Below are 24344 nucleotides of genomic sequence, written 5' to 3'. Positions count from 1 at the left end.
TTCCGGGACGCGCCCTAGGCTGGCGCCATGAAGCTGACCAAATACACCCACGCCTGTGTCCGGCTTGAGAAGGAGTCCGGGGTCCTGGTCCTTGATCCGGGCACCTTCTCCGAATCAGCCGAGGCCCTTGCCGGGGCTGACGCCGTCCTGGTGACCCATGAGCACCAGGACCACCTGGACACCAAAGCCGTGGTGGAGGCCCTCGCCAGCAACCAGGACCTGGCGCTGTACGCGCCCGGGTCCGTGGCCGCCCAGCTGCGCGGGGAAGCTGCCGGCGCCGCCGGGAGGATCCACACGGTTGACCCGGGGTCCTCGTTCCAGGTTGCAGGGTTCGAAATCCGCAGCTTCGGCGGACAGCATGCCCTGATCCACCCCCAGATCCCGATGGTGGCGAACATTGGCTACCTGGTGGACCGCAATGTCTACCACCCGGGAGATTCATTCATCATCCCTGACGGCCTCAGCGTGAAAACCCTGCTGGTGCCGCTGCACGCACCGTGGAGCAAGTCCGCCGAGGTGGTGGACTTCGTCATCGGAGTGCGGGCACCGCAGGCGTTCCAGATCCACGACGGCCTGCTCAATGAGATCGGACTGGGCATCATTGAGGGCCATGTGCAGCGGATCGGTGCGAAGTATGGCACCGAGTACAGGCACCTGGCTGCCCGCGAGTCCGTGGAGGTCTAGTCCGCCGTCCACTCGCCGGTGTCGAGGAAGCGTGAGATCACGGCCTCGTAGGGCGCCGGATCCAGCCCCTGCGACGCCAGCCACTCCGGGTTGTAGTAGTTGCCCGCATAGCGCTCGCCGCCGTCGCACATCAATGACACAATGCTGCCTCGCCGGCCATCGGACAGCATCCGTGCCACTGTTTGCCAGACACCCCAAAGGTTGGTGCCGGTGGAGGGTCCGGCGTGCAGGCCGGCGTAGGAGTCCAGGTGGCGCATGGCGCCGACGGACGCCGCGTCCGGCACCTGGACCATCCGGTCGATGACGGTGGGGACGAAGCTTGGCTCCATCCGCGCCCGGCCGATGCCTTCGATGCGTGACGGCAGGCCGGTGGGCTGTTCAGCCGTGTCCGCCAGCCAGCCGGGGTAGAAGGCCGAGTTTTCAGGGTCCACCACCAGGAGCCGGGTGGGATGGCTGTGGTAGCGCAGGTAGCGGCCGATCGTGGCACTGGTCCCGCCGGTCCCCGCGCCCACCACGATCCAGTCCGGCACCGGATGCTGTTCCAGGCTGAGCTGGCCAAAGATCGACTCGGCAATGTTGTTGTTGCCGCGCCAGTCGGTGGCCCGCTCCGCATAGGTGAACTGGTCCATGTAGTGTCCGTTGCAGGTGGCCGCCACGTCTTCGGCCACGGCGTAGACATCCGAGGCGTTCTCCACCAGGAGGCACGTGCCGCCGAACTGTTCGATCAACGCGATTTTTTCCTGGCTGGTGGTACGGGCCATCACCGCGATGAAGGGCAGCCCCAGCAACCGGGCGAAGTAGGCCTCGGATACTGCGGTGCTGCCGCTGGAGGCTTCCACGATGGTGGTGTCCTCGCGGATCCAGCCGTTCACCAGCCCGAACAGGAAAAGGGACCGCGCCAGCCGGTGCTTGAGGCTGCCGGAACGGTGGGTGGATTCGTCCTTGAGGTAGAGCTGGATGCCCCACTGCTCCGGCAGCGGCACCGCGTAGAGATGGGTGTCTGCCGACCGGTTGTTTTCCGCCCTGACGGTCCGGATGGCGTTGTCTGCCCATTCCCGGTCTGCCCCGCCGCGGCGGCTGCCGTCCCCGTCTGCGCTGCCCTCGATCTTCACCTGACCAGCCTACCCGCGCGGGCGGCCGCGGCGCGCTTAGAGTGGGATCCGTTGGCAAGATCCACACACCAAGCCTGAGCCGCGGCCCGGATCCGCAGAAGGAGTGCACATGAACCCGCTGATGGATGTCTCCCGCCTTGAGTCGCGGCGGGCCGCCGGCCACCGAACAGTCCTGCTGGATGTCCGCTGGGTGCTCGGCGACCCCCGCGGGCACGAGCATTACCTGCGGGAGCACCTGCCGGGAGCTGTCTTCGTTGACCTGGCCACCGAACTTGCGGACCCGGCCATCCCGGACCGCGGGAGGCACCCGCTGCCTGGCGCCGGGCAGTTCCAGGAGGCGGCGCGGCGGTGGGGGATCCGGAACGGCGACGTCGTGGTCGCCTACGATGACAGCGCCAACATGGCGGCCGCCAGGCTCTGGTGGATGCTGCGCAACGCAGGGTTTGCCGAGGCATACCTGCTCGACGGCGGCCTGGCCGCCTGGCGAAAGGCCGGCCTGCCCCTTGAATCCGGCCCCGTCCAGACCGTCCGCGGCGACGTAGACCTGGGCGGCGGCGGGATGCCGGTGCTCGACGCCGGCGCTGCCGCCACCTGGTCCGGCCACGGGTTGTTGCTCGATGCGCGGGCGGGGGAGAGGTACCGGGGCGAGGTGGAACCCGTTGATCCGCGGGCCGGGCACATTCCGGGAGCGGTCAGCGCGCCCACGGCGGACAACGTGGACGATTCCGGGTACTTCCTGCCACCGGCAGAGCTGCGCCGGAGGTTCGAGTCCCTCGGGGCCGGCGGTGACCTGCCCATCGCCGTCTACTGCGGGTCCGGCGTCACAGCGGCCCACCAGGTGGCCGCGCTGGAACTGGCCGGCTTCACGGCTGCGCTCTATCCGGGGTCGTTCTCGGAATGGTCCAACCGCCCCGGCCTGCCGGTGGCGACCGGTCCGGAACCGGGAGGCACCGGCGCCCCGGCTGGAAACTTCGCCGACGGCAAGGGTAGCGTCGGACCATGACACCTGGACGCCCCGTGCCGCCACCCCTCGCCCAACCTATTGCGGCCGCCGCCGACCCGCGGCCGGCGGAGGACGGCGGACGGCTGGCCGGCGCCTACGGCGCAACCTCCGGGGACAGCGGGCTCGTGCCCCTGACCGTGGCCCGGCGCATTCCCAAACCGGACGACGTCGAGATCGCCATTGAATTCTGCGGGCTCTGCCATTCGGATGTGCACGCCACCCGCGGAGAGTGGGGCACGCAGGCCTATCCACTGGTTCCCGGGCACGAGATCGTGGGAACGGTCAGCCGGACTGGTGCCGGCGTCACCGACTTCGCCATCGGCGATCGCGTGGGCGTGGGCTGCATGGTGGACTCCTGCCGCGAATGCGGGAGCTGCCTGGACGGCCTGGAACAGTACTGCGAAAACGGGATGACCGGAACCTACGGCGCCAAGGACCGGAGGAACGGCGACGCCATCACCCAGGGCGGATACTCCTCCTCCATCGTGGTGGACAAGCGGTACGTCCTTCATGTCCCTGCTTCCCTGGACCCGGCCGCCGCCGCGCCACTGCTCTGCGCAGGCGTCACCACGTTCTCCCCGCTGCGGCATTTCGGTGTGGAGGAAGGCGACGTCGTGGGCGTGGTGGGCCTCGGCGGACTGGGCCACATGGCCGTCAAGCTCGCCAAAGCCATGGGTGCCACCGTGGTGGTATTCACCACGTCCGAGGCGAAAACTGCTGCCGCCCTGGAACTGGGTGCGGACCGGGTTGTGCTGTCCCGGGACGACGCGGCCATGGCTGGTGCCGACCGGAGCATCGACCTCATTATCGATACCGTTGCCGCCCCGCACGACCTGAACCCGTACTTCCGGACCCTGCGGGTCGACGGGGCGCTGTTCCAACTGGGCCTGCCGTCCGAGGCCATGCCCCCGGTCAATCCGGGCTCACTGATCCGGCGCCGGATAGCCTACGCCGGATCGCTGATCGGCGGCATCGCCGAAACCCAGGAGATGCTGGACTTCTGCGCCGAGCACGGCGTGGTGGCCGACATCGAGCTGGTGGCCGCCGGAGAACTCAATGACGCCTACGACCGAATGGTTGCGGGAGACGTAAAATACCGGTTCGTGCTGGATACCGGCACGTTGCAGCCAGCCGCCGAGGAGGCAGACGCATGAGCACCCTTTTCACCCGGATCCTGAATGGTGAGATCCCCGGCAGGTTCGTTTGGCGTGAAGACGACGTGTCCGCATTCCTCACGACCGGACCGCTCGCCGATGGCCACACGCTGGTGGTTCCCACCGAGGAAGTGGACCGCTGGACCGACGCATCGCCGGAGACCCTGGCCCGTGTCATGGAGGTTGCCCGGCGCATCGGGGCCGTGCAAGTGGACATTTTCAACGCCCGGCGGGCCGGCTTGATCGTGGCCGGGTACGAGGTCAACCACCTGCACGTCCACGTATGGCCCTCCCGGAGCATGGCCGACTTTGACTTCGGTTCTGCAGACCAGAACCCGGACCCCGCTGTCCTGGACGCCAACGCGGAAAAACTCCGTGAAGGCCTCCGCGCGGCCGGCTACGGGGAGTTCGTACCCGAAGGGTAGGTTCAGCTCCTGCGGGGAGTCATCGCCACCATCCCCGCGTAGGTGAAGCCGCCGCCGAACCCGAACAGCAGTGCGGGGACATCCTCCGGGATCCGCCCGGCATGCCACCATTTGCTCAACCCGAGGGGCACACTGGCCGCGGAGGTGTTCCCGGACTCGGTGACGTCGGTGATGACGATCCGGTCCGTCAGGCCGAGGGCTTCAGCGAGCGGCTCGATGATGCGCAGGTTGGCCTGGTGTGCTGCCAGGACCTGGATGTCGTCCATGGCCAGGCCGGCGCGGGCCACCACTTCGCGGGCGCGCTCCGGGGCCCTGGTCAACGCCCACCGGAGGACCTCCCTGCCGTTCTGCGAGAACCTGCCCGCCGGCGGGGAGATCCGGACGGCGTCCGCCATGCCCGCCTCCGAACCCCAGACCACCGGCCCAACCCGCGGTGTGGCGGACGGACGGACGACGGCGGCGCCGGCACCGTCGGCGGTGAGCACCGCCGTCGCGCGGTCCGTCCAGTCCGTGACCGCGGAAAGGGTTTCCGCCCCGACCACGAGTGCGTGCGTGGCGCTTCCGGTACGGATGGCCTGGTCAGCCACGCCGAGGGCGTATTCGAAGCCGGAGCACGCGGTGTTGATGTCCATGATTCCCGGGCCGCGGCCGTCCCTGCCGAGGCCCAGTGCCTCCGCGATGCGGCCCGCGGTGTTGGGGGACCGCTCCGCCGCCGTGGTGGTGGCGACCACCACCAGGTCGATGTCGGAAGCGTCGACCCCGGAATCAGCGAGGGCCATGCGCGCAGCGGGAACCGCGAGGTCCACCACCGTTTCTCCCTCGGCCACAATGTGCCGGGTCACGATGCCCGTACGCTGCCGGATCCACTCGTCAATCGTGTCCATCATGCCTTCCAGTTCATGGTTGTCCATGACATGCGCCGGCTGGGCGTGGCCCAAGCCGGCGAGCTCTGTCCCGGCAGGACCCTGGGCAAGCGTGATCTTCATTGAGTTCCTCTTCTCTGGACGGGCGTCGTCAGGCCGGTGCGAGCGCCTTGTTGAGTACCGCGCGGATGCGTTTCTCGGACACCGAATACGCGGTTCCCAGCTCGACGGCGAACAGGCTCACCCGAAGCTCCTCGAGCATCCAGCGCACCTGGGTTAACTCCCGGCCGGCGCGGCGGCCGGGCAGCAGCGCCGAGACGGCGTCGTCGTAGTCGTCTTCGAGCCGCTGGATCACGGCCATATTGACGGCGTCGCGCTGGACGTTCCCCGGCAGCCGCTCCAGCCGCTTTTCGATTGCGGCCAGGTACCGCGGCAGCTGGCTCAGCTGGGCGTAACCCGTGCGTGCTACAAAACCCGGGTAGACCAGCTGTTCCAGCTGGCTCCTGACGTCGTTCAACGCGCTGATCAAGGCCAGGCTGGTAGTGCCCTTGAGCTGTTTTTCAATCCGGCGGGTGCTCGCCAGGATGCGTTCGACCACCGCGGTCACGGTAAACACCGTATCGATCAGTTCGGCGCGGACCACCTCATACAGTGAATCGAAGGCCGTGCGGTCCCATGGCAGGTCCACCGGCGTGAGCTTGTCGATGGCCGCCAGCGCACAGTCAGCGATCAGGGCCGAGACCGAACCGTGCGGGTTCTGGCTGAAGGTGAGCTTCTCCGTGTTGCTCAGGTGCTCCAGGACGTAGCGGTCCGGGGCTGGAACGCGCAGGGCCAGCAGCCTGATGACGCCGCCGCGCATCGCCTCGAGCTGTTCCTCCGGGGTTTGGAAGACGCGGAGGGAAACAGACTGGCCCTGGTCCACGAGCGCCGGATAGCCGGTGACGGTGTGGCCTTTGACCATGCTGCTGACCTGGCGCTCGATCGCGCCGAAGCTCCACTCCGTCAAGCCGTCCTGCTCCACGAACCCGGCCGCGGCGTGCTGCCCCGGCACTCCTGGGGCCTGCTGCCGGGCCGCCGGGCCGTCGTCGGACGCCTTGCCGCCCCGGCGCTGCGCAGGGCCTGTACCGCCTGGCGCTGTGGTCGCGGGAGTGGCGCCGAGCGATTCGGCAATGGCACGCCGCGTTGCCGGTGCCAGCTGCTCCTGCAAGGCGGCAAGGTCCTTGCCCTCGCCGAGGACCTTGCCCTTGCTGTCCACCACCTTGAAGCTGACGCGCAGGTGCGTTGGCACGGAATCCCAGTTCCAGGAGCCGGGCGGGATGACCGCGCCGCGGAGGCGCCGCAGTGCCAGCTCCAGCGACGGCTCCAGCTCATCCGTGGCGGGGTCGAAGTCCGCTTCGAGGAGCGCCACCGCCTGGCGGGCAACGTCAGGGGCCGGAACAAAATTCTTCCGGACCTGCTTGGGCAGCGACTTGATCAGGGCAGTCACCAGCTCCACCCGCTGGCCCGGGATGAGCCAGCGGAAGGGAGCATCGTCGAGCTGGTTCAAGAACAGGACGGGCACCTCGGCCGTGACACCGTCGGAGGGGTCGGGCAATCCGCCCGGGGCCACCGGATGGAACTCGTACGTCAACGGGAGTTCGAAGCCCTTGTGCAGCCAGGTCTTCGGATAGGCGGACTCGTCCAGGTCCTCGGCGTCGTCGCTGAGCAGCAGCGACTTGTCGTAGTCCAAGAGGTCCGGGTTATCGCGCCGGGCGTCCTTCCACCATTTGTCGAAATGGCGCTCGGACACCACGTCGGCGCCGATCCGGGCGTCATAGAAATCGAACAGCGTTTCATCGTCCACCATCAGGTCCCGGCGCCGCATGCGCGCCTCGAGTTCCTCGACCTCATGCAGCAGCGCCCGGTTGCGGTGGAAGAACTTGTGGTGGGTGCGCCAGTCGCCCTCCACCAGTGCGTGCCGGATGAACAGCTCCCTGGCCACCACCGGGTCAACGCGGCCGTAGTTGATCCGCCGCTGGGCGATGATGGGCACGCCGTAAAGGGTGACCTTTTCGTACGCCATGACGGCGCCCTGCTTGGTGGACCAATGCGGTTCGCTGTAGCTGCGCTTCACCAGGTCCGGCGCCACCTGCTCTGCCCAGACCGGATCAAACTTCGCTGCCACCCTGGCCCACAGCCGGCTGGTCTCCACCAGCTCCGCCGCCATCACGAACGTGGGGGACTTCTTGAACAGCGCTGAGCCCGGGAAAATGGCGAACCGGCTGCCGCGGGCGCCGGCGTACTCGCGTTTGCGTTCGTCCAGGATTCCGATGTGGCTCAGGAGCCCGGAGAGCAGGCTGATGTGGATGCCGTCATGGTTGCCCACCGGATCCGTGAGGCGCTTGTTGTCCAGGGTGATGCCCAGCGGCCGGGCGAGCTGACGCAGCTGGGCAAAGAGGTCCTGCCATTCACGGACCCGAAGGTAGTTGATGAACTCGGCGCGGCACAGGCGGCGGAACGCCGACGAGGACAGCTCCTGCTGCTTCTCCTGCAGGTAGTTCCAGAGGTTCAGGAAGCCGGTGAAGTCGGAATTCTCATCGCGGAAGCGGTTGTGCTTTTCCGCTGCCAGCTGCTGTTTGTCCGTGGGCCGCTCCCGCGGGTCCTGGATGGTGAGGGCGGCGGCCAGGACCATGACTTCGCGGACACAGCCGCGTTTCCCGGCTTCCACGATCATCCGGCCGAGGCGGGGGTCCACCGGCAGCTGGGCGAGTTTTTGCCCGACGGCGGTGAGGCCGCTGCCCCTGGCCCCGCCCTTGGTGCCGGCCTCCGGGGTGCCGGATGCGTGCTGCGGCCTGGCCGGGGCCAGTGCGCCGAGTTCGCGCAGGAGGGTGACGCCGTCGTTGATGGCCCGCGTCTCCGGGGGCTCGACGAACGGGAAGTCCTCAACGTCCTTGGGGCTCTTGGCCACGCCCATGGCCGTCATTTGCAGGATCACGGCGGCGAGGTTGGTCCGCAGGATCTCCGGATCCGTGAACTTCGGCCGGGACTCGAAGTCTTCCTCGGAGTAGAGGCGGATGGCGATGCCGTCGGACACGCGTCCGCACCGGCCGGAGCGCTGGTTCACTGACGCTTGCGAGACACGCTCGATGGGGAGGCGCTGGACCTTGGTGCGGTGCGAATAGCGGGAGATACGGGCAGTTCCCGTATCCACCACGTACTTGATGCCTGGAACCGTCAGCGATGTTTCGGCCACGTTGGTGGCCAGGATGATCCGGCGCTTGCTGCCCGGGTGGAACACTTTGTGCTGCTCCTGCAGGCTCAGGCGGGCAAACAGGGGGAGGATCTCGGTGTTGGCCAGCCTGCGGTTGGCCTGGATGCGTGGCTGCAGCGCCTCCGCTGCGTCACGGATTTCACGCTCCCCGGAAAAGAACACCAGGATGTCCCCGGGAGCCTCCGCCGCGAGTTCGTCGACGGCGTCGCAGACAGCATCCAGGGGATCGCGGTCTTCCTCAAGTTCGTCGTCCGAGGCGTCGTCCTCATCGGATTTCGGCTGCGACAACGGACGGTATCGGACTTCCACGGGGTACGTGCGGCCGGAGACTTCGATGATGGGAGCCGGTGCGTCCGCACTGCCGAAGTGGTTGGCAAACCGTTCAGGATCGATGGTGGCCGAGGTGATGATGACCTTCAGGTCCGGCCGCTGCGGGAGGACCCGCTTGAGGTAGCCCAGGATGAAGTCGATGTTCAGGCTTCGCTCGTGGGCCTCATCAATGATGATGGTGCTGTACTTGCGCAGCAGCCTGTCCCGCTGGATCTCGGCGAGGAGGATGCCGTCGGTCATCAGCTTGACCTTGGTGTCCTTGCTGACTTCGCCGGTGAACCGCACCTGGAAGCCGACCTCCTGGCCGATCTCCACGCCCAGTTCCTCTGCGATGCGCTCGGCCACGGTGCGCGCGGCCAGCCGGCGGGGCTGCGTGTGCCCGATCAGGCCCTTCTCGCCCAACCCCAGTTCCAGGCACATCTTGGGGATCTGGGTGGTTTTTCCGGAGCCGGTCTCGCCGGCGATGATGGTCACCTGGTTGGCGGCGATCGCTGCCATCAGGTCCTCGCGGCGCTCGGAAACCGGCAGCTCGGCGGGATAGGAAATATGAAAAGTCATGGCTGCAGACAGTCTACTGCTGCGTGGCGGAGCGATCGGCCGGGGCCGGCCCGCAGCCCGGCGGTTAGGCGGGCTCTTCCGGACTGTCCGCGGCACGTGCGCCGCCACCGGACTCCTCCGCCGCAGCCCGTGCTGTGTCCACCAGGATCCGCCAGGGACCGGTGAGGGCCTGTTCCGGAAGGGCCGCCCTGCGCCGGCCGGCAGTGATGGCGTAGATGAAGCGGTCCGGCTGCGGCGAGTCGATGGCGGCGGCCGCTGCCCGCCTGGTGCTGGGAACGGTGTCCCACGGGCAAGCCTCAAGAATGGGCTGCCATTGGCTGAGGTCGCTGTCCGTCCGGGCATCGACGGTCCACACCCTGGTGGCAGCCGCGAGCCCGCCGCTGCGCTCCACCTTGATCTTCATTGCAGGCCCCCGGGCTTTCGGACGTTCCGGCGGCCGGAGGCCGGCACGCCGGAACAGTGGCTAAACCTTGACCCTCACAGTTTCCCACGCGCCGCGGACGGCGTCATGTTCCTTGGTTCCGGCGCCGAACAGGTCCACGGCCGCGCGCACCGTGGCACGGGCAAAGACGGTGAACGTGGCCGCCGCAGGCAGCGCGCCGTTGGTCAGTGACTCGTACCAGATCCGGCCCGGCGCCTCCCATGCGTTGCCTCCGAGTGTGCTGGCCACCAGGTAGAAGGCGCGGTTTGGGATGCCGGAGTTGATGTGGACACCACCGTTGTCCGCGCTGGTCCGGACGTAGGAATCCATCGAATCCGGCTGTGGATCCTTGCCGAGCACGTCGTCGTCGTACGCTGTTCCGGGCGCTTTCATGGAGCGGAGCGCTGCCCCCTGCACCTGGGGCGTAAAGAGGCCTTCGCCGATCAGCCAGCTTGCCTCGGCGGCCGACTGTTTCCTGACGAACTGCTCAACGAGCGCGCCGAAGACGTCGGACAGCGATTCGTTCAAGGCGCCCGCCTGGTTCCGGTAGGCGAGCCCGGCAGAGTACTGGGTGACCCCGTGGGCAAGTTCGTGCCCGATGACACTGACGGATTTGGTGAAGCGCTCGAATACCTCGCCGTCCCCGTCACCAAAGACCATCTGGCTGCCGTTCCAAAAAGCGTTGTCGTAGAGCTTGCCAAAGTGCACCGTGGCATCGAGCTTCATTCCGCGGCCGTCCACTGAGTCCCGTCCAAAGGCCTCGGCATACAAGCGGTGCGTATGTCCCAGCCCGTCATAGGCCTCGTCCGCTGCGGCGTCGCCGGACGGAGCGGTACCTTCCGCGCGGACCAAGGTGCCAGGCAGTGTTTCGGTACCTCCGGCGTCGTAAATGCTGCGCGCCACCGGTTCCGGCGGTGCCTGGCGCAACCCGGCCGTTGGGGTGGCCACCCCCTGGGCGCGGGCTGCCTGGAACGATTCGACGTGTCCCAGGGCTTTCCTGGCGGCGCTCGCCGCGGCGGAGTATTGCGGTGCGGCCTCCCGGGCCAGCCGCCGCAACAGGTAGGGCGGAACGATGGAACAGAACGGAACATGCATGGCGTACCCCCTCAGTTAGGTCTTTTCAGACTACGAGCGGGCACTGACAATCGGCCGTAGGCACGGTACCCGGACTTGATGGGCCGTGCCGGCGCCCGGAAGCCGTGCGGTTGGGTACGGTAGGCCCATGGCGCAAACCGAAGAGCGATCCAAGTCCAGTTCAACGCTGCTGACGGTCATCATCGCGTTCGCGGCCAATATCCTCGTGGCGGCGGCCAAATCGGTGGCGGCCGTCCTCTCCGGATCGGCCTCGATGGCTGCGGAGGCAGCGCATTCCTGGGCGGACACCGGTAACCAGGTATTCCTGTTCTTCGCGGAGCGGCGGTCCGCCCGGCCCCGCGACAAGGGCCATCCCATGGGCTACGGGCGGGAAGCCTACGTGTGGTCGATGTTCGCAGCGTTTGGGCTTTTCACCGCCGGCGCGGTGGTTTCCATCATGCACGGCATCCAGGAGATTATTCAGCCCGAGCCTGCCGCAGACTTCATGGTGGCGTACGTGGTCCTGGCCGTCGCCTTTGTATTTGAGGGGATTTCGTTCATCCAGGCCTTCCGGGAAACCCGCAAGGCGGCCCACGAGCTGGAACGGCACACCCTGGAGCAGGTCCTCATCAGCTCCGACCCCACCCTGCGGGCCGTGTTCGCGGAGGATGCGGCTGCGCTGATCGGACTCGTCGTGGCCTTCGTGGGCGTGTTCCTGCACCAAGTCACCGGCTCGCCGCTGCCCGATGCCATCGGTTCGATCGTCGTGGGGGTGCTGCTCGCCGTCGTCGCCGTCCTGCTGATCGACCGCAACCGGCGCTTCCTCGTGGGCCAAGGCGTCACCCCGGACATCGAACGGTCCATGGCACGACGGATGCTGGAGCACCAGGACATCGCCAGGCTCACGTACCTGCACCTCGAGTTCGTCGGGCCCCGGAAGCTGTACCTTGTTGCCGCCGTGGACTTGCAGGGCGACCACCCTGAGCACGAAGTGGCTGTGGCCCTTCGCCGGATCGAGCGCGAACTGGAGGACCACGAAACGGTCGAGGAAGCCGTGCTGACGCTGGCCACACCGGATGAGGCCGCACTGAGTTTCTAATGCGGCGAAAACCAAAAACCCCGCCGCTTCAGTGAAGCGGCGGGGTTTTCCTGTGGTGCCCTCGATAGGATTCGAACCTACGACCTTCTGCTCCGGAGGCAGACGCTCTATCCCCTGAGCTACGAGGGCAATCCGGATTTCCTGCCGTTGCCGGCGGGACGTCCTAGAGCTTAGCAGGAAGGTGGCCCGCAAGGGAAAACCGTCCTTGGCGGCACGCTTGGGGCCGGCCGCGGTGCCTGTTCAGTAGCCCGAAAAGGAGTCGGTGTGGACGCGGCGCGCCCCCGCCCGGCGGGCTTCGCGGCGCAGCGCGGCAACGCTCGCCGGGGACCCGGACACATAGACCTCCCGGCCCGCGATATCCGGGACCAGCGCGGTCAGCATCCCTGCGTCCAGCCTGTGGCCCGGTGTGTGGGCGCCGGCACCCTCCGAAGCGGCACCTTCAGGCCCGGGGAACGCCGGAGCCAGTCCCGACGGCGGCCCGGAACCATCGGCCACCCGCACCAGGACCCTGACGCCCGAGTTGCGGAGTTCGTCCGCATACGCCACCTCGTCCGCGCTCCGGGCCAGCAGCAGGAGCACGGCATCCCGGTCCCGCAGTCCTCCGGCGGACAGATGCGATACGAACGGGGTGATACCGATGCCCGCCGCGACCAGGAGCACGGGCCTGTGGGGGTCGCGGGGAAGGACGAAATCGCCACCCACGGACGTAGCCGTGACTTCATCGCCCGGGCGCAGGTCCAACAACGCCTTCTTGGCCCCGGACAGCGGCCCGGCGGTCCGCACCCCGAACCGGACTAACCGGTCGCGCGGAGAACCCGTCAGGCTGAACACCCGGCGCCGCCCCTTGCCGTCACGCTTCCCATGCGGAAGATCCAGTTCCATGTATTGCCCGGGCACGAACCGGACTGGCCGGGACGGAACAAATGAGAACTCCGTAGTGCTGGGAGTGAGCGGCCGGGTGCCGGCGAGCCGCAGCTTCACCGCGCCGCGCTGGCCCGCCAGGAAGGCCAGCAGGTTGCCGGCCAGGAGGGCCGCTTCCGGCGAATTCGTAAAAGTTCCCAGGTTGTAGGGGACGGCAAACAGGATCCCCACCACGGCGGCCAGGGACAGTTGCTGCCAACGCCGCGGAGGCAGGGTCAAGGGTTCGGTGAGCATGAATCCCACGAAGAACAGCACCGGCCGCTGGGCCAGGGCCTGGTAAACGCCCATGCCGGCCGTCATGCCCGCACGGAGCAGTTCACCGGTGATGATGGCGGTGGCCACCACGGTGAACACCGATGCCATCAGCACCTTGCGGGTCCGGTACAGGACCAGCAGCACGCCGGGAACCACCAGCCACAGCATGGCGGGGGTCGCGGCCCACCAGGTGGCGATGTTCATCCCGGTGAGCCCGGTGACGAAAGCACCTGCCGCGGCGGGATTGAAGATGTGCCGCCCCCGCCATGCCAAGGCATATTTCGACGCCGACGCCAGCACGCACGCCAGCGCCACCCCTGCGAGATCCATCGGTTGCAGGGACGGCCAGAACAGGAAGTACAAGAGGAGCCCCGTGATCAGCGAAGACTCCGAATGGGGGTTCACCCGGAAGACCGCTGCCAGTCCACGGTTGGTGGCGTAGGTCAGTCCCAGGCACAGGGCCAGGTGCGCCAGCATCTCCGGAATGCCGAACGTCAACCAGCCCAGCACGTCGAGCAGCAGGCTGTAGGCCGCAAGGGCGGCCAGGACCAGCAGGATCAGCGGGTACATGGTGAGCTTGCCCACGGCAGAACCCACCCGGCCGGCCAGGGAGGGAAGCGGGCCTGCTTGCGGTGTTTCCACGGGGTTCATGCGAACAGTGTCCCTTCGAAGGCGGCTGAATAGGCTGCGCTGCCGTCGGAAAAAACGGTCAGCCAGGAAAACTCGAACTCATCCTCAAGCGTGCCGGCCGGAACGAAGAAAAGCGCCGTCGCCAGGGCATCGGCCAGCACCGCGGTGTCCGCCAGTGCCCAGGTGGCGACGGCGGTCCGGACCGGCTGTCCGGTTGTTCCGTCGAGCACGTGGTGCAGTCCGTCGCCCCAGGCACGCCGGTTGGCCGCGGAAGCACACAGGGCGCGCCCGGCCAGCTCCACGACGCCGATGGCCTGGGCCGGGTTGTAGGGGTGTTCGAGGGCAACACTGACGGGGTCCGGGCCGCGGACCAGCAGGTCGCCGCTGGCATCAATGATGAAGGATCCGGCGCCGGCGCCTTCCAGTTCGGCGGCCAGCAGGTCCACCAACAAACCCTTGCCGGCGGCGCCGATGTCCAGCACCACCGGCTCGCTGGCCGTCAGGCTGGTCCCGGACCAGCTGAGGACCGACTCCCAGGCGGGCGCGGGGAGTGGCGGACCTGCCGGCCGGAGCGAGTAGGCGGGATCGTAACCCAGCCGTTCCAGGCTGCCGCCGATCAGCGGCGTCATGGCGCCACCGGTCAAACCGTACAGTGTGGAATACAGCGGGCCGAGCGCTGCGGCCTCGTCGGGAAACCGATAGCGGCCCGGTGCGCGTGCCATCGCCGCCACCAGCGAGTCGGCCCTGAACCTGGACCACGCGGCGTCGAACCTTTCAATGCGGTCCAGGAGGCTCTCCCGCAGCGCCGCCGTCAAGGGCAGGGGAGTGGAGATCTCCCAGTCGGTGCCGATCCCCTGGAACGCAAAGCCCTCCCAGTCCGTTCCGGACACCGCCTACTGCGCCTCCGACTTGATCTTGCCCACGGCCTGGTTGAAGCCTCCGCTGGTCAGGGACGAGCCGGCGACCTTGGACACGTTGAGTTCGTCGAGGTTCTTGCCCACCACCTGCGCCGCGATGCCGCCGGCGAACTCGCCCTGGAACTTGCGGGTATTCGGGTTGGACGGGTGCTGGGTGATCTGCACGTCGGTGACTTTTCCCGCGGCCAGGGTCAACTGCACGCCGACCGTTTCCGTGCCGTTGGGGGAAACGTAGTTGCCGTCCGCGCTGTAGGTGCCGTCCTTGTAGCTGCCACCGCTGCCGGCCAATGCGGTGGAGCCGCCCGATGCCGCGGCGGAGCTGTTTCCGGCGGCGCCGTTGGTGGCCGGCGGGGCTTCGGCCGCCGAGGGTGCGCAGCCCGCCACGGTTCCGGCCAGTGACAAGCCGGCGATTCCGGCGTAGAGGGTCCGGCGGAGGGCGCCGCCCGCTGCCGGCGGGCTTGCGGGTACGGACGGGCTTGTGCGGGTGGAGGGTCTCATGAAGGCTCTCGTTTCACTCGGAGGTCATGCCGTGCGGCAGTGGCTACGCTCTGGACAACGCCGGATCTGCCCGAAAGGTTCACCCGGGGGCTCCGGCCGGCGTTAAATTCTTTGCTGTCACTGGCCCCCGGTAGGCTAGGGGGGTGACTCCCGAAGAACTTTCCCTCGCCATATCCGCCTGCCTCAAGGACGCCGTCGCCGCCGGCGAAATCGCCCTTGCGGAATCAGCAATTCCTGCTGAGGTGCGCGTGGAGCGACCCAAGAACAGGGACCACGGCGACTGGGCCACCAACATCGCCCTCCAGCTCGCCAAGCCGGCGGGGACCAACCCGCGTGAATTCGCTGCCATCCTCAGTACCCGGCTGAAGTCCATCAATGGTGTTTCCGCGGTGGACATCGCCGGCCCGGGCTTCCTGAACATCACCGTTGACGCCGCGGCAGCCGGTGCCCTGGCCAAGGCCATTGTCGAAGCAGGCCGGAGCTACGGCACCAACACCGCGCTCGCCGGGCACACCGTCAACATGGAGTTCGTCTCCGCGAATCCCACCGGGCCGCTGCACATCGGCCACACCCGCTGGGCAGCGCTCGGGGATGCCATCGCGCGCGTGCTGCGGGCCTCCGGGGCCGATGTCACGGCCGAGTACTACATCAACGATGCCGGGTCGCAGATGAACACCTTTGCGCACTCCGTCTACAACCGGCTGCATGGCCTCCCGGTGCCCGACGGTGGCTACCCCGGGCAGTACATCGCAGATCTCGGCCACGAGGTCCTCACCGCGCACCCGGACATCCGCGAGCTCACCGAGGTAGCCGCGCTGCCCGTCATCCGTGCTGCGGCCTACGAAGCCCAGATGAAGGACATCAAAGCCACGCTGGCGGACTTCGGCGTCGAGTTCGACGTCTTCTTCTCCGAGCAGGAGCTGCACGACGCCGGCGCGATCGAGAGTGCCGTGGCACGCCTGCGCGAACAGGGCCACGTGTTCGACGACGGCGGTGCGGTCTGGCTGCGGACCACGGACTTTGGCGACGACAAGGACCGGGTGATGGTCCGCGCCAACGGCGAGCCCACCTACTTCGCCGCCGACGCCGCCTACTACCTGTCCAAGAAGGACCGCGGCTTCACCGAGAAGATCTACCTGCTCGGCGCCGACCACCACGGTTACATCAACCGGCTGAAGGCGATCGCCGCCGCTGCCGGTGATGACCCCGAGGTGAACATCGAGGTCCTGATCGGCCAGCTGGTCTCCGTCAACGGAGCCAAGCTGTCCAAGCGCGCGGGCAACATCATCGAGCTCAAGGACCTGATCGAGTGGCTGGGCAAGGACGCGGTCCGCTACTCGCTGGCCCGGTTCCCGGCCGATTCCCCGCTGACCCTGGACCCCGAGCTGCTCAAGAAGCACAGCAACGAGAACCCGGTGTTCTACGTCCAGTACGCCCACGCCCGTTCCCGCGGCGCCGCGCGCAATGCGGTGGCCGCCGGCGTGGAACGCGCAGTGGACGGCCGCGACAGCTTCGAGGCCTCGCTGCTGGACCACGCCACGGAAAACGAACTGCTCTCCTACCTGGGCAGCTACCCGTCCATCGTGGCCAAGGCCGCGGAACTGCGTGAACCGCACCGCGTGGCACGGCACCTCGAAGCCATCGCCGGGGCCTACCACCGGTGGTATGACGCGTGCCGGATTGCGCCCATGGGTGACGAACCGGTCACCGACCTCAACCGCACGCGGCTGTGGCTCAACGACGCCACCAGCCAGGTGCTCGCCAATGGACTTGACCTGCTGGGCGTTTCGGCGCCGGAACGGATGTGAGCACCGTGACGGTATCCTCAAGCACCGCGTCCCCGCTGGCCCCCGATTGGCTGCAGGTCCCGGCCGACCTGAACGCGCTCCACCAGCCAATGTGGGCCGGCAGCGTGGTCCGGAACGGCGCCGGCGCACTCACCGTGGGGGGAGTGGACGTCCACGCCCTGAAGGAGCAGTTCGGGACGCCGCTGTTCGTTATGGACGAGGCCGATTTCCGTTCCCGCGCCCGGGCCTTCAAGGACTCTTTCGACGCCGCCTTTGCCGATATTTGCGGCGGCGTGGACGTCTACTACGCAGGGAAGTCCTTCCTGTGCACCGCAGTGGTGAAGTGGGTCGAGGAGGAGGGGCTGCGCCTGGATACCGCATCGGGCGGAGAATTGGCGGTCGCTGCACGCGCCGGAATTCCCGGCGAACGGGTAGCACTGCACGGCAACAATAAATCCGATGCCGAGATCCACCGCGCGCTGGACATGAAGCTCGGCCGCATCGTGGTGGACAGCCTTGACGAGCTGGTCCGCGTCGGGGCCATCGCGCAGGCCCGCGGCGAACAGGCCAAGGTCATGCTTCGGCTGACGCCCGGCGTGCACGCCCATACGCACGAGTTCATCGCCACCGCGCACGAGGACCAGAAGTTCGGCCTCTCGATGGCAGCGGACACCACCGCGGAAGCAGGCGTCTCCGCAGCCGAAGAAGCAGTTGCCGCGGCGTCAGCCCACCCCGGCATCGAGTTGCTGGGCCTGCACTGCCACATCGGGTCGCAGATCTTCGAACCCGATGGCTTCGCGCTGGCTGCCGAAAAACTGCTGCGCTTCCTGGCGGCCATGCAGGGGAAATACTCCATCACCATGCCGGAACTCGACCTCGGTGGCGGTTACGGGATCGCCTACACGCCGGTGGACACCCCCCGCCCCGCAGCGGAGATCGCGACGGCGATGGCCGCCGTCGTGCGTTCAACCTGCGCCGAGCTGGGCATCGACGCGCCGCGGATCTCGATCGAACCCGGGCGCGCCATCGTGGGCAGCACCACCTTCACCCTGTACGAGGTGGGTACGCTCAAGACCGTTCGCGTGGACGCTCCCTCCGGGGCCGGCGGTGACGGCGGCAACAACGTTACGTATCCGCGCCGGTATGTTTCGGTGGACGGCGGCATGAGCGATAACGCCCGCCCGGTGCTGTACGACGCGGATTATTCGGCTGTCCTGGCCTCCCGCACCTCCGGCGCGGCCCCGCAGTTGTCCCGCGTGGTGGGCAAACATTGCGAGAGCGGCGACATAGTTGTTAGAGATGTATATCTGCCCGGGGACGTGGCAGCCGGTGATCTGCTTGCCGTACCGGGGACCGGCGCCTACTGCTGGGCCCTCTCGAGCAACTACAACTATCTGGCCCGGCCGGGCGTTGTCGCGGTGCGCGACGGATCTGCCCGGCTGATTGTCCGCGGGGAAACCGAAGAAGATCTTTTGAACCGCGACATGGGAGCCTGAATGACGGAAATGCGAACCCTGAAAGTGGCCCTGCTGGGCTGTGGCAACGTTGGGGCCCAGGTTGCGCGGATCCTGCTTGAGGACGCCGATGCCCTTGCCGCCCGTGCCGGGGCACGACTCCAGCTCAGCGGGATCGCCGTGCGCAACGTCAACGGCCACCGCGACGTCGAACTGCCCCAGGAACTCTTCACCACCGACGCCGGGACCCTGGTCAAGGACGCGGACCTGGTGATTGAACTGATGGGCGGCATCGAGCCGGCGCGTACGCTGATCCTCTCCGCGCTGCAGAACGGTGCCTGCGTGGTGACCGGCAACAAGGCACTCCTGGCGCAGGATGGCCCCACGCTCTACGAAGAGGCAGACAAAGCCGGCGTCCAGCTCTCCTACGAAGCCGCCGTCGCCGGAGCCATCCCGATCCTCCGACCCATCCGCGACAGCCTCTCCGGCGACCGGATCACCCGGGTGCTGGGTATCGTCAACGGCACCACCAACTTCATCCTCGACCAGATGGACAGCACCGGCGCCCAGTTCGCGGACGCCCTCGCCGAAGCCCAGCGCCTCGGCTACGCCGAAGCGGACCCCACCGCCGACGTCGAAGGGTACGACGCCGCGGCGAAGGCCGCCATCCTGGCGTCCCTGTCGTTCCACACCCGGTTTGCCCTGGAGAACGTCCACTGTGAAGGCATTTCCGCCGTCACAGCCTCGGACATCGCCGCGGCCAAAGACGCCGGCTTCGTGATCAAGCTGCTGGCCATCGCGGAGAAATTGACCGGTGCGGACGGCAAGGAAGGCGTGTCCGTCCGCGTCCACCCCACCCTGCTGCCGCGCGAACATCCGCTGGCGGCCGTCCGCGGCGCCTTCAACGCCGTCTTCATCGAGGCCGAAAACGCCGGCGAGCTGATGTTCTATGGCCAGGGCGCCGGCGGTACCCCCACCGCGTCCGCCGTGATGGGAGACCTCGTTTCCGCTGCACGGCGACTGGTCCTGGGCGGACCGCAGCGCACCGAGACCACCACCGGCCACGTCCCGGCGCTGCCCATCGAGGCAGCGACCACCAGCTACTACATCGGGCTGGACGTCGCGGACCAGCCGGGCGTGCTGGCCCGGATCGCCCAGCTCTTTGCCGAGCACGGCGTATCCATCGAAATCATGCGGCAAACCATCCACCGCGACGCCGAATCCAACGTGGAGTCGGCCGAGCTGCGGATCGTCACCCACCGCGCGTCAGAGGCTGCCCTCGCAGCCACCGTCGAGGCCGTGAAGGGCCTGGACGTCATCAATTCAGTTACATCCGTTCTGCGGGTAGAAGGAGTCTAAGTGGCTCACCAATGGCGCGGCGTCATCCGCGAATACGCTGACCGTCTGCCCGTGACGGAGTCCACCAGGGTCATCACCCTGGGCGAGGGCGGCACCCCGCTGGTCCACGCGCAGAAGCTCTCCGAACTCACCGGCTCCCAGGTCTACCTGAAGGTGGAGGGGATGAACCCCACCGGATCCTTCAAGGACCGCGGCATGACCATGGCCATGACAGCCGCAGTGGCTTCCGGCGCCAAGGCCGTGGTGTGCGCCTCCACCGGAAACACTTCGGCTTCCGCTGCCGCCTACGCCACCGCCGCCGGGCTGAAGTGCGCCGTCCTGGTGCCAGAAGGCAAGATCTCCATGGGCAAGCTCAGCCAGGCCATCGCGCACGGCGCCACCTTGCTGCAGGTTGACGGCAACTTCGACAACTGCCTGGACATCGCCCGCAAGCTGGGGGAGTCCTACCCTGTCTTCCTGGTCAACTCCGTCAACCCTGCCCGCATCCAGGGCCAGAAGACCGGCGCCTTCGAAGTGGTGGACGCCCTGGGCGACGCCCCGGACATCCACGTCCTGCCAGTGGGCAACGCCGGCAACATCACCGCCTACTGGAAGGGCTACAAGGAGTACTCAGCACCGTTTGAGTCGGAGACCGCCGGGACGCTGCCCGCCGTCTCCACCAGGACGCCTGCCATGTGGGGCTTCCAGGCCGCCGGAGCCGCACCCTTCGTCGCCGGACACCCGATCACCGAGCCGGACACCATCGCCACTGCCATCCGCATCGGCAACCCCGCATCCTGGGACGGTGCCGTCGGCGCACGCGACGAGTCCGGCGGCCTCATCGACGCCGTCACGGACGAGGAAATCCTGCACGCCCACCGCTGGCTGTCCGCCAGGGAAGGCGTCTTCGTCGAGCCCGGCTCCGCAGCCGGCGTGGCGGGCCTGCTCAAGAAGCACGCCGCAGGCGAAGTCCCCGGCGGGAAGACCATCGTCATCACCGTCACCGGGCACGGCCTCAAGGACCCGCAGTGGGCCCTCCGCACCGAGGACGGCAGCGACGTGCAGCCGGTCAAGGTGCCCAACGACGTCGTCACCGTAGCCGCTGAGCTGGGACTGGAAGAAAAGTAGCCTTGGACGCCACCTCGCAGGCCGCCGTCGGGCTGCACCTCATTGAGCCCGGCCAGAGGGTCACCGTCCGCGTCCCCGCGACGTCGGCCAACCTGGGCCCCGGGTACGACAGCCTGGGGCTTGCCCTGGCCCTGCACGACACCCTCACCGTGGAAAGCCTGGACACCGACGAACTCCTGTTCGAGCTCCGCGGCGAGGGCGCCGACACGCTGCCCCGCGATGCCAGCCACCTGGTCATCCGCGCCATGGATGCGGCGTTCGAGCGGCTGGGTTACCGCCACGGCGGCCTGAAGGTGACCGCCGAGAACGTCAACCCGCACGGGCGCGGGCTCGGGTCCTCCGCCTCTGCCGTGGTGGCCGCCGTCTCTGCCGCCAACGCCATGGTGCCTGCCGGCAGCCGGCGCGGAAAGGACTGGATCCTCCAGCTCACCAGCGAACTGGAAGGCCATCCGGACAACGTCGCACCCGCCATATTCGGCGGACTGGCGCTGTCATGGCAGGACAGTGAGCAGTACAGCAGCACCAGTGCCACCGTGGCCGGGGACGTCATTCCCATCGTCGCAGTACCGGACTTCGAACTCTCCACGGAGGCCGCGCGGGCCCTGCTCCCGGCGTCCGTGGGACACCACGCCGCCGCGATGAATTCCGGCCGTGCAGCACTGCTGATCCACGCGCTCACCCAAAAACCCGAATTCCTGTTGCCGGGCACCGAAGACTACCTGCACCAGAGCTACCGCGCAGAGGCCATGCGGCCCAGTGCGGCGCTGATCGGCGCCCTGCGCAAAGCCGGCTACGCCGCGGTTGTCTCCGGCGCCGGTCCCACCGTCCTGGTGCTGGCAAACGGCGCGGCCCAGGCAGGGGATGCCCTGGCCTTCATCGAGTCCTTCACCGCAAACAACACGCCGGATATTGGCTGGCGCGTACTGAAGCTCGCAGTGGACGTTGAAGGTGCTAAGGTGGACATGCACCGGCGGTAATTCCGCCTATCTGATCTGCTCGTGCATTCAGTTGCTGTTTTGATCTACCGACTGTGAATGTATTCCGGTGCCGCCTGCTTGGTCTGTCGCAGGAAATTGCAGCATCCAACTGCCCCTGAACCGTCAGCCCGGCGTTGCTCCAAGAGTGCAGCGCAAGGTGAATCAGTATCCGGCCCTGCTGGCCGAAATCCAACCGGCAAGGCCGAAAAATCCCGGCTGCAGATCTGAACTGCGGCCCAGATCAAATCATCGCGTCCAGCTCCTCGTCTGGACGCCGTCGAGGGGGAAGGATCCTTCGTGACCGAAACCACTGAGCTGTCACCAGCTGTGGACCACACATCTTCTGCTGCCGAATCATCGGCTGCACCCGCCAAGAGCAGCGGCCTTGCAGGCCTCAAGCTCGCCCAGCTGCAGGCCCTGGCCAGCCAGCTCGGCATCTCCGGCGGCTCCCGCATGCGCAAGGGGGACCTGGTCTCGGCCATTTCCGCCCACCGTGCCGGAACCCTCACCGCCAAGGCTCCTGCCAAGGCAACCGTCAAGGCACCGGAGAGCGTCGAGGCCCCGGCCGCAGCAGCCGCCCCGGCGGCTACGGAAGCCCCCGCCGCCGAGGCCCCCGCCGCAGAAGGCAGCCGCGCCCGTGGCCGCGGCCGCAGCCGCCGCGCGGTCAGTGACGGTGTGGTTGCCCCGGCAGCCGCGGCTCCCGTCGTCGAAACCGCTGCTGCACCGGCCGCCGAAGCGCCGTCTGCGGTGTCCGCAGAAGCCACCGAGGGCACGGAAGGCGCCTCGGAGCGCCGCCAGCCCCGCACCCGCAACCGCCGCCGCAGCGAGGCCGCTGCAGCGTCCATCCAGGAGGCTCCGGTGGAAACCCCGGCAGAGCAGCCGGCCACGGAACAGCGGGCAGGCGAGCAGCGCACCGAAACCCCCGCAGCCGAGTCCGGCGACGCCGGCCAGCGCACCGAGCGCCGTGACGGCGGCCGCACCCGCGGCGGCCGCGACACCACCGCCCGGGATTCCGACGGCGGCCGGGACAACGCAGGCAGCCGCGACGCCGGCCAGCGTGACGGCAACCGCGACAACGACGACACCGACGGCGGCAGCCGCCGGAACCGCCGGAACCGCCGGGACCGGAATGACCGCAACGACCGCTCCGGCGGCCAGGACCGCGACAACTCGCGCAACGACCGCTTCCGCGACCGCAACGACCGCCGCCGCGGGCGCAACCAGGGACCCGACGTCGACGACGTCGAGGTCACCGAGGACGACGTCCTGCTTCCGGTCGCCGGCATCCTGGACGTCCTGGAGAACTACGCGTTCATCCGCACGTCCGGCTACCTGCCCGGCCCCAACGACGTCTACGTCTCACTCGCCCAGGTCAAGAAGTACAACCTGCGCAAGGGTGACGCCGTCGTCGGCGCAATCCGCGCCCCCCGCGAAGGCGAAGACCGCAACCAGCAGTCCAACCGCCAGAAGTTCAACGCCCTGGTCCGCGTCACCTCCGTCAACGGCAAGACCGCCGAAGAACTCAAGGACCGCGTCGAGTTCGCCAAGCTGGTGCCGCTCTACCCGTCCGAGCGACTGCGCCTCGAGACCGACCCCAAGAAGATCGGTCCCCGCGTCATCGACCTCGTGGCCCCGATCGGCAAGGGCCAACGCGGCCTGATCGTCTCCCCGCCCAAGGCCGGAAAGACGCTCATCCTGCAGTCCATCGCCAACGCCATCACCACCAACAACCCTGAGGTCCACCTCATGATGGTGCTCGTTGACGAACGTCCTGAAGAAGTGACGGACATGCAGCGCACCGTCAAGGGCGAGGTCATCGCCTCCACCTTCGACCGTCCCGCCGACGACCACACCACCGTGGCCGAACTCTCCATCGAACGCGCCAAGCGCCTCGTGGAAATGGGCATGGACGTGGTGGTCCTCCTGGACTCCATGACCCGCCTGGGCCGCGCCTACAACCTGGCAGCACCGGCCTCCGGCCGCATCCTGTCCGGTGGCGTCGACTCTGCCGCCCTCTACCCGCCCAAGCGCTTCTTCGGTGCCGCCCGCAACATCGAAAACGGCGGCTCGCTCACCATCCTGGCCACCGCGCTCGTCGAGACCGGCTCCAAGATGGACGAGGTCATCTTCGAAGAGTTCAAGGGCACCGGCAACATGGAACTGCGCCTGTCCCGCCAGCTGGCCGACAAGCGCATCTTCCCCGCCGTTGACGTGAACGCCTCCGGCACGCGGCGCGAGGAGAACCTGCTCTCGCCCGAAGAAGTCAAGATCATGTGGAAGCTGCGCCGCGTCCTCTCCGGACTCGAAACCCAGCAGAGCCTTGAACTGCTCACCAACAAGATCCGGGAAACCCAGAGCAACGTTGAGTTCCTCATGCAGGTCCAGAAGACGACGCTTGGTGCGAAGTCGGATAACGACAAGTAGCTGAGTTTAGGGGCGGGCGCTGGTGCGTTCGTGCGGTGGGTG

19 protein-coding genes and 1 tRNA gene are annotated in these 24344 nt (G+C 67.7%); 11 read left to right on the top strand and 9 right to left on the bottom strand.

Going from position 1 to position 24344, the window contains the following annotated elements:
• Window positions 1–27: 27 nt before the first annotated feature.
• On the top strand, window positions 28–684 hold the full coding sequence (locus DC347_RS08660) for an MBL fold metallo-hydrolase (RefSeq protein ID WP_109045077.1): 657 nt from the start codon (window positions 28–30) through the stop codon (window positions 682–684).
• Here DC347_RS08660 and DC347_RS08655 read toward each other — a convergent pair.
• A complete protein-coding gene (locus tag DC347_RS08655) occupies window positions 681–1796 on the bottom strand; it encodes a PLP-dependent cysteine synthase family protein (protein WP_109045076.1) in 1116 nt (371 codons plus the stop codon). The genes DC347_RS08660 and DC347_RS08655 overlap by 4 nt on opposite strands.
• Before the next feature lie 109 nt (window positions 1797–1905).
• Between DC347_RS08655 and DC347_RS08650 the strand changes: the two genes are divergently transcribed.
• Genes DC347_RS08650 through DC347_RS08640 form a run of 3 tightly spaced genes read left to right on the top strand, consistent with a single transcriptional unit; the run spans window position 1906 to window position 4378 of the window.
• A complete protein-coding gene (locus tag DC347_RS08650; protein ID WP_018760148.1) occupies window positions 1906–2799 on the top strand; it encodes a sulfurtransferase in 894 nt (297 codons plus the stop codon).
• Window positions 2796–3953, top strand: coding sequence for an NAD(P)-dependent alcohol dehydrogenase (locus DC347_RS08645; protein ID WP_109045075.1), 1158 nt, complete (start codon window positions 2796–2798; stop codon window positions 3951–3953). The genes DC347_RS08650 and DC347_RS08645 overlap by 4 nt, the downstream gene beginning before the upstream one ends.
• Window positions 3950–4378 carry an HIT family protein gene (locus DC347_RS08640; RefSeq protein ID WP_109045074.1) on the top strand — a complete coding sequence of 143 codons (429 nt, stop codon included), beginning with the start codon at window positions 3950–3952 and terminating at the stop codon, window positions 4376–4378. Before DC347_RS08645 ends, DC347_RS08640 begins: the two co-directional genes overlap by 4 nt.
• Before the next feature lie 2 nt (window positions 4379–4380).
• Here DC347_RS08640 and DC347_RS08635 read toward each other — a convergent pair whose 3' ends face one another.
• The 4 genes from DC347_RS08635 to DC347_RS08620 form a co-directional block, all read right to left on the bottom strand.
• Window positions 4381–5364, bottom strand: a complete 984-nt coding sequence (locus DC347_RS08635; RefSeq protein ID WP_109045073.1) for a beta-ketoacyl-ACP synthase III — start codon at window positions 5362–5364, stop codon at window positions 4381–4383.
• 28 nt (window positions 5365–5392) lie between these two features.
• The gene (gene hrpA, locus DC347_RS08630; RefSeq protein ID WP_109045072.1) at window positions 5393–9379 is read right to left on the bottom strand and encodes an ATP-dependent RNA helicase HrpA; all 3987 of its coding nucleotides are present in this window, start codon (window positions 9377–9379) and stop codon (window positions 5393–5395) included.
• Between the two features lie 64 nt (window positions 9380–9443).
• Window positions 9444–9782 (bottom strand): protealysin inhibitor emfourin, encoded by a 339-nt coding sequence (locus tag DC347_RS08625; RefSeq protein WP_109045071.1) that lies wholly within the window; start codon window positions 9780–9782, stop codon window positions 9444–9446.
• 60 nt (window positions 9783–9842) lie between these two features.
• The gene (locus tag DC347_RS08620; RefSeq protein ID WP_109045070.1) at window positions 9843–10895 is read right to left on the bottom strand and encodes a M4 family metallopeptidase; all 1053 of its coding nucleotides are present in this window, start codon (window positions 10893–10895) and stop codon (window positions 9843–9845) included.
• 127 nt (window positions 10896–11022) lie between these two features.
• Between DC347_RS08620 and DC347_RS08615 the strand changes: the two genes are divergently transcribed.
• A complete protein-coding gene (locus DC347_RS08615; protein ID WP_109045069.1) occupies window positions 11023–11973 on the top strand; it encodes a cation diffusion facilitator family transporter in 951 nt (316 codons plus the stop codon).
• A 53-nt stretch (window positions 11974–12026) separates the two neighbouring features.
• Here the strand turns inward: DC347_RS08615 and DC347_RS08610 are convergent.
• The 4 genes from DC347_RS08610 to DC347_RS08595 all read right to left on the bottom strand — a co-directional run bounded on the left by DC347_RS08610 (window position 12027) and on the right by DC347_RS08595 (window position 15194).
• A tRNA-Arg gene (locus tag DC347_RS08610) sits at window positions 12027–12102 on the bottom strand.
• Between the two features lie 111 nt (window positions 12103–12213).
• Complete coding sequence (locus DC347_RS08605) at window positions 12214–13800, bottom strand: ferredoxin--NADP reductase (protein ID WP_109045068.1); 1587 nt, start codon at window positions 13798–13800, stop codon at window positions 12214–12216.
• The gene (locus tag DC347_RS08600) at window positions 13797–14669 is read right to left on the bottom strand and encodes an FAD:protein FMN transferase (protein WP_109045067.1); all 873 of its coding nucleotides are present in this window, start codon (window positions 14667–14669) and stop codon (window positions 13797–13799) included. Before DC347_RS08600 ends, DC347_RS08605 begins: the two co-directional genes overlap by 4 nt.
• Before the next feature lie 3 nt (window positions 14670–14672).
• The gene (locus DC347_RS08595; protein WP_231369808.1) at window positions 14673–15194 is read right to left on the bottom strand and encodes a hypothetical protein; all 522 of its coding nucleotides are present in this window, start codon (window positions 15192–15194) and stop codon (window positions 14673–14675) included.
• Between the two features lie 143 nt (window positions 15195–15337).
• Here DC347_RS08595 and argS point away from each other — a divergent pair, with 143 nt between their 5' ends.
• The 6 genes from argS to rho all read left to right on the top strand — a co-directional run bounded on the left by argS (window position 15338) and on the right by rho (window position 24302).
• Window positions 15338–17002, top strand: coding sequence for an arginine--tRNA ligase (gene argS, locus DC347_RS08590; protein WP_109045066.1), 1665 nt, complete (start codon window positions 15338–15340; stop codon window positions 17000–17002).
• A 5-nt stretch (window positions 17003–17007) separates the two neighbouring features.
• A complete protein-coding gene (gene lysA, locus DC347_RS08585) occupies window positions 17008–18477 on the top strand; it encodes a diaminopimelate decarboxylase (protein WP_109045133.1) in 1470 nt (489 codons plus the stop codon).
• Window positions 18478–19794: a homoserine dehydrogenase gene (locus tag DC347_RS08580; RefSeq protein ID WP_109045065.1), complete on the top strand. Its 1317-nt coding sequence runs from the start codon at window positions 18478–18480 to the stop codon at window positions 19792–19794. It begins immediately after the preceding gene.
• Window positions 19795–20901 (top strand): threonine synthase, encoded by a 1107-nt coding sequence (thrC, locus tag DC347_RS08575; RefSeq protein WP_109045064.1) that lies wholly within the window; start codon window positions 19795–19797, stop codon window positions 20899–20901. It abuts the gene before it with no gap.
• A gap of 2 nt (window positions 20902–20903) precedes the next feature.
• Window positions 20904–21878, top strand: a complete 975-nt coding sequence (gene thrB / locus DC347_RS08570; protein WP_109045063.1) for a homoserine kinase — start codon at window positions 20904–20906, stop codon at window positions 21876–21878.
• Between the two features lie 297 nt (window positions 21879–22175).
• A complete protein-coding gene (gene rho, locus DC347_RS08565; RefSeq protein WP_109045062.1) occupies window positions 22176–24302 on the top strand; it encodes a transcription termination factor Rho in 2127 nt (708 codons plus the stop codon).
• The last annotated feature ends 42 nt before the right edge of the window (window positions 24303–24344 follow it).

Origin of the sequence: Pseudarthrobacter sp. AG30, assembly GCF_003116525.1 — a bacterium.
Taxonomy (GTDB): Bacteria; Actinomycetota; Actinomycetes; order Actinomycetales; family Micrococcaceae; genus Arthrobacter.
This window is presented reverse-complemented; position numbering and strand designations above follow the sequence as displayed.